The organism is Mycobacterium sp. IDUB_19, from assembly GCF_055419445.1.
This window is the reverse complement of record NZ_JBVAXR010000066.1, coordinates 1-10433: the sequence shown is the minus strand read 5'-3', so window position 1 is coordinate 10433 and position 10433 is coordinate 1. Positions and strand designations below refer to the sequence as shown.

The following is a 10433-nucleotide window of genomic DNA, read 5'->3' as shown; positions in this document are numbered from 1 at the left end:
CCCTACCGCGCGGCGAGTTGCTTCTTCTCGTAGAGCCGCGCCCACTCAGCCCGTGGCCGTATCGACACGTCGACGTCAGCACCCTTGGCGCGCAACGCCTTAACGCTGGCTTGTTCGCGCGGGGTGCGGGCGAACGGATCCCAGCCGAAGAACCGGCAGGCATTGCCCCAGGTAATCTTGTTGATGTCGGAGTCGTCGGCGTCGGCGGCGTTCAGCTCGGCCAGCACCTGCTCGGGCGCATCGGGCCAGAAGCAGTCCGAGTGCGGGTAGTCGCACTCCCAGGCGATGATGTCGATGCCGATCTCGTGGCGCAGCTTCAACGAAGTCTTATCGGTGACATAGCAGGCCAGCGAGTGTTCACGAAAGACGTCGCTGGGCAGCTTGTCGCCGAAGTCGCGCCGCAGCCACTTCTGGTTGGTGTAGTGGCGGTCGCTGCGGTCCAGGTAAAACGGAATCCAGCCGATACCGCCTTCGGAGAAGGCGAACTTCAGATCCGGATAGTTGCGCATCGCGGGACCCCACAGCAGATCCTGCGCGCACATCGCCGACACCTGAGTGGCCAGAATGATCAAGTTGTCGATCGGCGCGTTGGGCGCCATGCTGATCGCCCCGAATCCGGTGCCGATGTGCAGACACATCACCACGTTCTCTTCGGACAGGGTCCGGAATACCGGACCCCAGTAGTCGTCGTCGTGGTAGCTCGGAAGTCCTTCCAGATGAGGCAGTTCCGGCATGGTGACCGCCCGGCAGCCCTTGGCCGCCACCCGCCGGATCTCGGCGCACATCCCCTCGGGCGTCCACGTCGGCAGGATCGCGATGGGGATGAACCGGCCCGGGTAGGAGCCGGCCCACTCATCGATATGCCAGTCGTTGTAGGCCGACACCATGACCAGGGTGACGTCTTCGCGCGTCATGTTGAGGTGCCGGGCCGAGAAGCCGGTGAACGTCGGGAAGCACATCGAGGCGAGGATGCCATTGCGGTTCATGTCGCGAACACGTTCGTGAACGTCGTAGACGCCGGGCCGCATTTCGGCGAAACCGGCGGGGTCGCGGCCCCATTCCTCGGCCGGCCACGACACCACCGCGTTCAACCCGCTCACGCCCTGTGGCCTGCCCTGGTACATCCACTGGTCGACGCCCTTGTCGTCGACCACGACGATCGGGGCCTCGGCCTTGTACTTGGCGGGCACGTGACGCAGGAACATGTCCGGCGGCTCGACCACGTGGTCGTCAATGCTCACCAGGATCAGGTCATCGACATCCATCAGGCTTTCCTCTCCCACACGGCGGCGCAGCCGAATTCGGCTAGCCGTCGCACTCGGTCGTCGTCGCCAGCAGCCGGGGGATCGGCACAGGATCCAACTGCAATGCATCCGACATCGTCAACTGACCGGCGTTGGCGATCATGTTGTCCAGGACGGCCTGGAGGTCGTCGCCTTCGATCTCGTAGATGGCGACGTATGGGCCTTCGCCGTTGAACGGCCGCAGCCGTCGCGCCGAGACGAATCCGTCGAGAGCCACGAGTTCAGGCAGATGGACTTCGTCGTACCAGGTGTTGTACTCCTGGTCGCGTTCGGGCGAACTGGGTCGACTCTCCACCAGGATGATGCCCTTGGCCATCGTCGCCACCTCTCTGTGACTACTCGTAGCGCACCGTGACGGAATCCGTATCGGGTACGCCCTGGCACGTCAAAATGTAGCCTTCGTCCACTTCGTCGTCGTCGAGAGCGTCGTTGATCCGCATGGTCGCGTGCCCGTTCTCGAGGCGGGCCATGCACGTGCCACAGTTGCCGGCCTCGCAGTTGAACGGGGGATCCAGCCCGGCCCGGCGTGCGCTCTCCAGGAGCGTTTCGCCGGGAACCAGGGGCACGGTTGCCTTTTTGCGTTCCAGGTAGATCGTCACCGTGCCGGGATCGGCACCGTTCGATGTGGGATCTGCCACCCTTGGAGTCTCCTCGATTGTCGCGGTGACCGCGGCGCGCTGGAACGCTTCCGGTCCCACCGTGGCCGCCCCGCCCGTACTTGCGTTCTTCAGTATAGAGAATACTATTCTCACTAAGCGATAGCATCTTCTCTACTGCGCCGATGTCGGGTCAGCCTGGCCTGCGGGGAAGGACAGGACGTGACCGAGCCGGCTGCGCTCGTGTTCGAGGAACGGCAATTCAGCCTGCCTCAGCTCGACACGCTGGCCAACAGTCTGGCCGCGGCCCTGCGCAAAAGCGGTGTCACCGCGGGCCAGCGGGTTGCCGTGATGTCGTCCAACCGGCCGGAGTTCGTCGCCGTCCTGCTGGGCATCTGGCGGCTGGGCGCCACGGCGGTGCTCATCAGCCCCGCCTGGAAGCACGACGAGGTCGACCACGCGCTGGCCCTGACCAGCCCCAGCCACGCGGTCGGGGACCATCCCGTGCTGTCCGGGCTGATGCCGATGCTGCACTTGGACGAACCGGTCACCCCGGCCGAGCCGATTCCGATGTCGCGACTGCCGCGCGCCGATGCGGTGCTGGTGTTCAGCTCGGGCACCACCGGTTTACCGAAGGCTGTTCGGCACACCCACGCGGCCCTGGCCGACGCCGTGCGGCACTGGCGCGGCGCGCTGCAACTCACCCGGCAAGACCGAATTCAGGTCGCCACACCGCCGTCGCACATCCTGGGCCTGCTCAACATCGTCACGGCGCTGCGCACCGGCGCCTGGCTGCGGCTGCATCCGCGCTTCGACATCGACCGGATGCTGCATCACATCGAAAAAGACCGCATCACAATCGAAATGGCGGTCGCGCCCATCGCAATGGCCATCGCCTCACACCCGACGCTGGAGTCGTACGACTTGTCGTCGCTGCGCTTCATCATGTGGGGCGCAACGCCGGTCAGCGCCAGCGTCGCCGAGACCGTGACCCGGCGTACCGGCGTCGGTTGGGTTGCGGCCTACGGCACCACGGAACTGCCGGTGATCGCGTGCAATCCGCTGGACAAGGCGCGGCTCGACACCGTCGGGCGTCCGGTGCCGGGGGTCCAGCTGCGGGTCATCTCGCTGAAGAGCGGCCAGCCGGTCGGCCCGGGGGAGGTCGGTGAGATCCAGGCGCGGTCGACCTCGCTGATGGCGGGTTACCTTCCGGCCGAGTCGACCGGTGAGGCGATGTGCGACGGCTGGTATCGCACCGGAGATGTCGGCTGGCTCGACTCCGACAATTGGCTTCGGATCACCGATCGCCTCAAAGAGATGATCAAGGTGCGCGGTTTTCAAGTCGCGCCAGCCGAGATCGAGACGGTGTTGCACGGTCATCCCGCCGTCAAAGACTGTGCGGTGTTTGGAGTTCCGGACGGGATCAACGGCGAAGCCGTCGTTGCCGCGGTTGCTACCCGGGCTCCCAGCGACATGGAGGCGGTCGCCGCCGACCTGACCGCCCGGGTGGACGAAAGGCTGGCGTCCTATAAACACCTGAGCCGGGTCGTGTTCGTTCCTGATATTCCTCGCTTGCCGTCGGGCAAGGTGCTGCGCCGAGTGCTGAAGGAGCGCTATGGATGTACGTCTGACAGCTGAACAGCAACAGTTGCGTGATGCCGCCGCGAAACTGGCCGACGATCTGGGGCCGGCCACGGTGGCGGACCTCGCCGACGACAGCCGAATCGCGCGTCTGGACAAGCAGATTGCGGCGACGGGCTTCAGATCGCTGCGCTCCGACGGGGCGTCGGGCGTCGAAGTCGCCATCGTGGCCGAGGAATTCGGGCGCCGGTTGGTCGACACGCCGTTCCTCGGTCCGGTGCTGGCCGACGACCTGGCGCACCGCGTCGGCGCCGATGCCGACGGAGCGACGGTTGCCGTGGACGACCGCGCGATCGACGCGCGAGGTGCCCGTCGGGCGTTGTCGCTGTCCGGCAATAAGGTGCTGGCCACGGACGTGGGTGCGGTGTGCGACGGCGCCGATTTGACCAGAGCAACAGCCGAATTGAGCGGATCCCCCGAGACGGTCGGTGAACTGGCCGACGAGGCGGCGGCCCGGTGGTATGCGCTGGCGCTGGTCACCACTTCGGCAGACCTGGTCGGAATCGCCCGGGGCGCACAGGCCGTCGCGTGTGACTACGCGAAGATTCGCGAGCAGTACGGCAAGCAGATCGGTTCGTATCAGGCCATCGCTCACCTGCTGGCCGAAAGCCTTGCCCTGATTGAAGGTTCGATCAGTGTGCTGCGCCATGCCGCGTGGGGCGTCGACGAACTCGATCCCGCGCGGGCCATCCGGGCCGCCCAGATCGCGAAGGTCTACTGCGCGCGTGCCACCCGAACCGTCTGCGAGGCCTCGGTTCAGGTACACGGTGGTATCGGCAATACCTGGGAGTGCATCGCGCATGTCTACCTGCGCCGCGCCCTGACATCGACCGAGCTGTGGCCCGTCACGTTGAAGGAGATCGATCTTGGACTTTCGTGACTCACCGCAAGAGGCGGCCTTCCGGGAGCGGCTGCGCACCTGGCTTTCGGCGCACGCCAAGGAATTCTCCGGCTCGGGCGACGAGTATTGGGCGCGCATGGCCGACTGGCATCGCGCCCTGTACGAGAACGGGTTTTTCGGCCTGTCCTGGCCTCGCGATTGGGGTGGGCAGGACTTGGCGCCGGTGTACGACGTCATCGTCGACGAGGAGCTGGTGCGTGCCGGTGCGCCGCCGCGCCCCAGCGTCGGCTATCTGGTGTACGGCATCGGCGCGCATGGCGGCGAGGAGCTCCGGAAACGCTTCCTGCCCGGCATCATCAACGGCACCGAGCGCTGGTGCCAGGGCTTCAGCGAACCCGGTGCCGGCTCGGATCTGGCGTCGCTGAATACCACCGCCACCCGCGACGGCGACAACTATGTTGTGCACGGGCACAAGATCTGGACTAGCTACTCCGACGTGGCCGACTGGTGTCTGCTGCTGGCCCGCACCGATCCCGGGGCCAAGCGACACCGGGGTTTGTCGGCGTTCGTGATCGCGATGAAACAGCCTGGCGTACAACAGCGTCCGCTACAGATGATGAACGGGGTCACCAACGAGTTCGGTCAGGTGTTCTTCGATGGCGCCACGGTGCCGGCGGACCGGATGGTGGGTGCGCCCGGCGACGGCTGGGCCGTGGCGATGACGGTCGTCGGACACGAACGCGAGCCCTCCACCCTCGGCTACGCCGCGCGATACGGCAAGCTGGTCCGAGAACTGTTGGCGCGCAACGACGGTGACGTATCTGAAGAGCTGGCATGGGCTGCGGTCCAGTCGGATATGCTGACTCATCACGTGCGGCGGCGGCTGTCCGAACAGCTGGACGGGGTGTCGCACGGGTCGGAAGGCTCGCTGGACAAGCTGCTGATGACTTGGGTCGAACAATCCGTGGGGCACGCGGCACTGGCGGTCGCCGGTACCCGTGATCCCGATCTGCTCAGCGCCTACCTGTACAGCCGCGCGCAGAGCGTCATGGGCGGGACATCACAGATACAGAAGAACATCATCGCTTCGCGAATCTTGGGATTGGGAGTCTGACGTGTACGACATGCCTGCTGAAATCGACGTCCGTGCCGACGGTGCACTGCGGATCATCACGCTGAACCGTCCGGATTCGCTGAACTCGGTCAACGACGACCTACACTCCGGGCTCGCGCGGATATGGCAGCGCTTGACCGATGACCCCACCGCCCGTGCGGCGGTGATCACCGGGGCCGGCAGGGCATTTTCGGCCGGCGGCGATTTCGGTTACCTCGAGGAACTTGCGAACGACGCCGACCTGCGGGCCAAGACCATCCGGGACGGACGCGAGATCGTGCTGGGCATGGCGCGGTGCCGAATTCCGGTGGTAGCGGCCGTGAATGGCCCCGCCGTCGGTCTGGGCTGCAGCCTGGTCGCGCTGAGCGACATCGTCTACATCGCCGAAGATGCCTACCTGGCAGATCCACATGTACAGGTGGGGTTGGTGGCCGCCGACGGCGGACCGCTGACGTGGCCGCTGCACATCAGCCTGCTGCTGGCCAAGGAATACGCGCTCACCGGCACCCGGATCAAAGCCCCGCGCGCCGTGGAACTCGGACTGGCCAATCACGTGGCGGCGGACCCGGTGGCGGAGGCAATCGCCTGTGCCAAAAAGATTTTGGAGCTGCCGCAGCAGGCCGTCGAGAGCACCAAGCGGGTGCTCAACATTCATCTCGAGCGTGCGGTGCTCGCCAGCCTCGACTACGCCCTCTCGGCCGAGAGCCAATCGTTTTTGACCGAGGACTTCCGGGCCAACGTCGCTAAGTTCAACGCGGCAAAGAACTGAGCCGCAGTCGCGGCTCAGTTCTTCGACGGGGCGTGACTAGCTCTTGGCCGCAGCCTTCTGGCGGGCCTCGGCCGTCTTCTCGGCACCACGCGCCGCCTCGGCTTGCGCCTCTTTCTTGGCCACGTCGCGTTGTGCCTGGGCCTTGTCCTGCTGGGCGCGGCCTTCCTTGCGAAGACCCTCGTTACTGATCAGGATGCCGACGATCTCCTTGGTCTTCCCGATCGCGTCCTCGATAACGCCCTTGATGCCTTCCACGAGTCCGTTGTCGCGGTCACTCATGTTGGAGCTCCCTTCGTGAAGTAGTCGGTCCTGTCAGCCGTACCCCACGAGGCCGGCCCGGCAACGCCTCAACCGGAACCACTTGTGTGGGGTCGGTCACTCTGGGCGTCTGCCAGGACGGCAGCGGCGGCACGGTTAGTCGTGACGACCAGCGTTCGGCGTGTCGGGCAGGCGTGTCGCGGTGACCGTCGTCGACGATCGCCGAGCATCTAGTCCTTCGCGAGGAACGCGCGCCGTTTCTCCACCGCGTGGTCGATGGTGAAGCTGGCCGGCGGGTGCCGGGGTGGGAGGGGTTACGTCGGCCTTTTCCGGGTGAAATCTGAAAACTTCAGCCGTCGTCGTGGTGCCGCAAGAAATCCCGCATCACGTCGTCGAAGCGCTGCGGCTCCTCGATGAAAGGCATGTGCGAACTCGACTCGAACAACTCGAACCGCGAGTTCTTGATGCGCTGATGCATTTCCCACATGTGCTCATGGGCGCATTCGTCGTACCTACCCGCGACGGCGAGGGTCGGCAGCGCGATCTCAGTCAGCCGATCGAATACGTCCCAACTGCGAATGGTGCCGACGATGTGAAAGTCGCTGGGACCGAACAACGTTTCGAAGCTCTCGGCTCCCATACGCATGAACGCGTCCTGGAGATCGCGCGGCCAGGGCCGGACACGGCAGAGATACGTTTCGTTCCAGGTGCGGATGGCGTCTTGGTATTCGAAAGAGTTTGTCGTACCGGCGGCTTCGTGGCGGTCAATGGCGGATTGGATGGCCGGGTCGAGATCGCGCTTCAGCCGGGCCACCATGTCGGAGAATGCGGGTATGGACGCGATGCTGTTCGAGATGGTCACGCTGGCCGCGGTCGACGGGACGTCGAGTACGTACTGCTGTGCCAGCATGCCGCCCCACGAGTTGCCGAACAGATGGAACCGCCGCAAGCCAAGAGCCTGAATGACCGAGTCCATTTCGGCGACCGAACGTTCCATCGTCCAAAGCTCAGGGTTCGACGGACATTCGGAGTTTCCGCAGCCGAGCTGATCCCAGAAGATGACCTCGCGCTCGTCGGCTAGACGTTCCAGCGAAAGCAAGTAGTTATGCGGTACGCCGGGCCCGCCATGAATGGCAAGCAGCGGAAGACCCGGCCCGCCGCCGACGCGCTTGAACCAAACGTTCCCGCCCGGGACCGCGATGGTCCCCTCCGACTGAGCCATGGCTGCGCCTCCTCCTACGTCTCGTGAGCAGTATCCGCAGATGGCACGAAATCGTAGTCGGCCTGCCTTGCGGCCAGGTCGTGACGCGAATTTCGCCGCGAAAGTGCGACTAGCGACGCGCATACCGAGAGCGAGCGCCGGTAGTTGCACTCTCGCGGGTTGATGGGCGCGCGCGCCCGCGTGGCGGTCGGGCCGTGCGAACCCCATGTCCTTGCAACTGCCACTCTCAGAATGAGAGAATATTGTTCTCGTGATGACGATCGCCGACCTAATTGCCGAAGCGCGCAACGGATCTCCGCGCGCCGTGGGTCGGCTGCTCAGCCTCGTCGAAGGCGAACGGCGCGACGAGGTGCTGGCCAGCATCGGCCCGGCAAGCGCGCTCAAGGTGCGTGTCGTCGGTATCACCGGTCCGCCGGGCGCGGGTAAGTCGACGACGGTTGCGGCCCTCGTCGGCGCCTACCGCGAGCGTGGCTGCCGGGTGGCTGTGCTGGCCGTGGACCCGTCGTCGCCATTCAGCGGCGGCGCGCTGCTGGGCGACCGAATTCGAATGGCCGCGCATATCAACGACTCTGACGTGCTGATCCGCTCGGTGGCGAGCCGCGGTCATCTCGGGGGTCTGGCGGCCGCGGTGCCGGCGGCCATCCGCTTGCTCGGTGCGATCGGTTACGACATGGTGCTGCTGGAAACCGTGGGGGTGGGGCAGTCGGAGATCGAGATTGCCGCCGTCGCCGACCCCACCATCGTCATCCTCAACCCCGGGGCGGGCGACGCGGTCCAGGCCGCCAAAGCGGGCGTGCTGGAAGTCGCCGACATCGTTGCGGTCAACAAGGCCGACCGGGATGGTGCCGAACAGACCGTGCGGGACCTGCGGGCCGAGACCAAGGCGCCCATCGTCAGCCTCATCGCCGCTCGGGGTGAGGGGGTCACGGACCTCGTCGCCGCCATCGACGACCACCACCGCACCGACAGCCGTGAGCGTCGGGTGGCTCGCGCCCGCGCACAGATCCTTTCGCTGGCCCAAACCCAACTGCGGAGCCAGTCGGAGCTCGATGGGCTCGCGGAATCGGTGGTCGACGGCCAGGACGACCCGTATTCGGCGGCCGCGCGGTTGCTGTTACGCGCAGGTCAGGGCCAGGATTGATGGTCGCGTGTCCCCCAATCGGGGGAACGGGCATTCATCCGGAATGCGGCCCGATCGGCGGAGGTTTGCCCAGCGCAACCCGCCTAACTTAACTCTCGTATCCACGACGAGTTAGGAGACACCGAACATGACTCGCACACCTGAACTGTCTGCGGCACGGTTGCGTGAGCAGCTGGAGCTGTACCGCCAAATGTGGGTCTTGCGCCTGCTCGACATGGCAGTGGAGGAGTTGCGCATCGACGGTCGGCTCAACCAACCCGTGCAGGCCGCATTCGGTCAAGAGGCAGTGGCCATCGGCACCGCCGCGGCACTTCGTCCCGGCGACCTCATGACCACCGGCATAATCCATCTGCAGCACGCCCAGCAGATCGGTTGCGCGCTGCCGCTGGGCCCGGCCATCGCCGCGTTGATCGGCCCGGGTTTCGGCCCTGACAGCGACGAGGACGCGCCGTTCGTGGCTTCCGTTCGTGGGTCGTCTTCTCTCTCAGGCGCTTTGCAGCGATCACCGCTACTGGCCGTGGGACACGCCTACGGCAAGCAACTGATCGACGACGGTAGCGTCACGGTGTGCGTCATGGAAACGCGTGACGCGAAATCCGCAGACTTCGCCGAGGCCGCGCACATCGCCCTGTCCTGGCAGCTTCCGGTGGTGTTCGTCGTCGAAAACGCATGTCAGGAAACCAACGCGAGCGAGTGCCACGGGCTGCCGGTGCTCTCTGTCGACGGCAACGACGTTGAGGCGGTTCGTGACTCGGTCGCCGGCGCCGTGCGATGCGCGGCCGCGGGCGGAGGTCCCGTTCTGGTTCAGGCGGTCACCCGACGCACGAATGGTGCGTCCTCGGTGGACCCACTGGTCTTGGCAAGGGAGCAGCTGGTCGGCGGCGGCATCAGTGCCGGCCACCTCTACGAGGTGGAGCGCCGGGCTCGCCACCTGGTCGCCGAGGCAGAGGCCTGTGCGAAGGCCATGCTGTGGGAGGAGCAGCCGGCGCCGACTCGGGAGCCGGAAGCGTGGCCTGCCGCTAGCTGAGCAGACCTTGCCGCATAGCCTCGGCGACAGCAGCCGCGCGATCGCTGACCCCGAGCTTCTCGTATAGCCGCTGCACATGCGTTTTGACTGTGGAGGGTGCCACGAACAGCTCGGCTGCGATCGCGGGGATGCTTTGACCGCGCGAGATCCGATTGAGCACCTCGCGCTCCCGAGCGCTGAGGACGGGAGACGTCGGTTCTGCTCGCTGCCGAATCTGGGCGGCGAGGCCTCCGGCAAGCGAGGGCGCCACGACGTCGTTTCCGTGCGCGCAATCGAGCACGGCCTTCACGATCTCGGTGCGCGTCGAGTCCTTGAGCAGAAAGCCCGCGGCGCCCTGCTGCAGCGCTTGATACACGATCGCCGACTCGTCATGGGCCGACAGCAGCAGCACGCGCGTCGGCAGGTCGTTGCTTCGCACCGCCGCGGCCACTTGGGCGCCATCCATGCCGGGCATCCGGAAGTCGAGCAACGCGACGTCGGGACGGTGCTCCTTGATCAGCTCCAGCGCCTGCGTGCCGTC

At 65.8% G+C, this 10433-nt stretch carries 12 protein-coding genes; 6 read left to right on the top strand and 6 right to left on the bottom strand.

Going from position 1 to position 10433, the window contains the following annotated elements:
* Positions 1-2 precede the first annotated feature (2 nt).
* The 3 genes from ACZY0B_RS25940 to ACZY0B_RS25930 are packed head-to-tail and all read right to left on the bottom strand — an operon-like array spanning position 3 to position 1942.
* Positions 3-1265, bottom strand: coding sequence for an amidohydrolase family protein (locus tag ACZY0B_RS25940; RefSeq protein ID WP_463767106.1), 1263 nt, complete (start codon positions 1263-1265; stop codon positions 3-5).
* Positions 1266-1305: 40 nt separating this feature from the next.
* Positions 1306-1620 carry a hypothetical protein gene (locus tag ACZY0B_RS25935; RefSeq protein WP_463767105.1) on the bottom strand — a complete coding sequence of 105 codons (315 nt, stop codon included), beginning with the start codon at positions 1618-1620 and terminating at the stop codon, positions 1306-1308.
* Positions 1621-1639: 19 nt separating this feature from the next.
* Complete coding sequence (locus ACZY0B_RS25930) at positions 1640-1942, bottom strand: 2Fe-2S iron-sulfur cluster-binding protein (RefSeq protein ID WP_463767104.1); 303 nt, start codon at positions 1940-1942, stop codon at positions 1640-1642.
* Positions 1943-2122: 180 nt separating this feature from the next.
* Between ACZY0B_RS25930 and ACZY0B_RS25925 the strand changes: the two genes are divergently transcribed.
* The 4 genes from ACZY0B_RS25925 to ACZY0B_RS25910 are packed head-to-tail and all read left to right on the top strand — an operon-like array spanning position 2123 to position 6265.
* The gene (locus ACZY0B_RS25925; RefSeq protein ID WP_463767103.1) at positions 2123-3538 is read left to right on the top strand and encodes a class I adenylate-forming enzyme family protein; all 1416 of its coding nucleotides are present in this window, start codon (positions 2123-2125) and stop codon (positions 3536-3538) included.
* A complete protein-coding gene (locus ACZY0B_RS25920; RefSeq protein ID WP_463767102.1) occupies positions 3516-4421 on the top strand; it encodes an acyl-CoA dehydrogenase family protein in 906 nt (301 codons plus the stop codon). The genes ACZY0B_RS25925 and ACZY0B_RS25920 overlap by 23 nt, the downstream gene beginning before the upstream one ends.
* Positions 4408-5496: an acyl-CoA dehydrogenase family protein gene (locus ACZY0B_RS25915; protein WP_463767101.1), complete on the top strand. Its 1089-nt coding sequence runs from the start codon at positions 4408-4410 to the stop codon at positions 5494-5496. Before ACZY0B_RS25920 ends, ACZY0B_RS25915 begins: the two co-directional genes overlap by 14 nt.
* Position 5497: 1 nt before the next feature.
* Positions 5498-6265 carry an enoyl-CoA hydratase/isomerase family protein gene (locus ACZY0B_RS25910; RefSeq protein WP_463767100.1) on the top strand — a complete coding sequence of 256 codons (768 nt, stop codon included), beginning with the start codon at positions 5498-5500 and terminating at the stop codon, positions 6263-6265.
* A 36-nt stretch (positions 6266-6301) separates the two neighbouring features.
* On the opposite strand, the gene mbp1 is transcribed toward ACZY0B_RS25910, so the two are convergent.
* A complete protein-coding gene (mbp1, locus tag ACZY0B_RS25905) occupies positions 6302-6544 on the bottom strand; it encodes a microaggregate-binding protein 1 (protein ID WP_463767099.1) in 243 nt (80 codons plus the stop codon).
* 328 nt (positions 6545-6872) lie between these two features.
* Entirely contained in the window at positions 6873-7745 is an 873-nt protein-coding gene (locus ACZY0B_RS25900) for a proline iminopeptidase-family hydrolase (RefSeq protein ID WP_463767098.1), read from the bottom strand.
* 253 nt (positions 7746-7998) lie between these two features.
* Between ACZY0B_RS25900 and meaB the strand changes: the two genes are divergently transcribed.
* Positions 7999-8886 carry a methylmalonyl Co-A mutase-associated GTPase MeaB gene (gene meaB / locus ACZY0B_RS25895; RefSeq protein ID WP_463767097.1) on the top strand — a complete coding sequence of 296 codons (888 nt, stop codon included), beginning with the start codon at positions 7999-8001 and terminating at the stop codon, positions 8884-8886.
* A gap of 127 nt (positions 8887-9013) precedes the next feature.
* Positions 9014-9913, top strand: coding sequence for a thiamine pyrophosphate-dependent enzyme (locus ACZY0B_RS25890; protein ID WP_463767096.1), 900 nt, complete (start codon positions 9014-9016; stop codon positions 9911-9913).
* Here ACZY0B_RS25890 and ACZY0B_RS25885 read toward each other — a convergent pair.
* Positions 9906-10433, bottom strand: a 528-nt coding sequence (locus ACZY0B_RS25885; RefSeq protein ID WP_463767094.1) for a response regulator, incomplete at its 5' end; no start/stop codon positions are given. The genes ACZY0B_RS25890 and ACZY0B_RS25885 overlap by 8 nt on opposite strands.

What these genes read in the sequence shown, in the direction of transcription:
- mbp1 (WP_463767099.1), bottom strand. Translation starts at nt 6,544, where the DNA reads ATGAGTGACCGCGACAACGGACTCGTGGAAGGCATCAAGGGCGTTATC.
- meaB (WP_463767097.1), top strand. Translation starts at nt 7,999, where the DNA reads ATGACGATCGCCGACCTAATTGCCGAAGCGCGCAACGGATCTCCGCGC.
- ACZY0B_RS25935 (WP_463767105.1), bottom strand. Translation starts at nt 1,620, where the DNA reads ATGGCCAAGGGCATCATCCTGGTGGAGAGTCGACCCAGTTCGCCCGAA.
- ACZY0B_RS25940 (WP_463767106.1), bottom strand. Translation starts at nt 1,265, where the DNA reads ATGGATGTCGATGACCTGATCCTGGTGAGCATTGACGACCACGTGGTC.
- ACZY0B_RS25920 (WP_463767102.1), top strand. Translation starts at nt 3,516, where the DNA reads ATGGATGTACGTCTGACAGCTGAACAGCAACAGTTGCGTGATGCCGCC.
- ACZY0B_RS25900 (WP_463767098.1), bottom strand. Translation starts at nt 7,745, where the DNA reads ATGGCTCAGTCGGAGGGGACCATCGCGGTCCCGGGCGGGAACGTTTGG.
- ACZY0B_RS25890 (WP_463767096.1), top strand. Translation starts at nt 9,014, where the DNA reads ATGACTCGCACACCTGAACTGTCTGCGGCACGGTTGCGTGAGCAGCTG.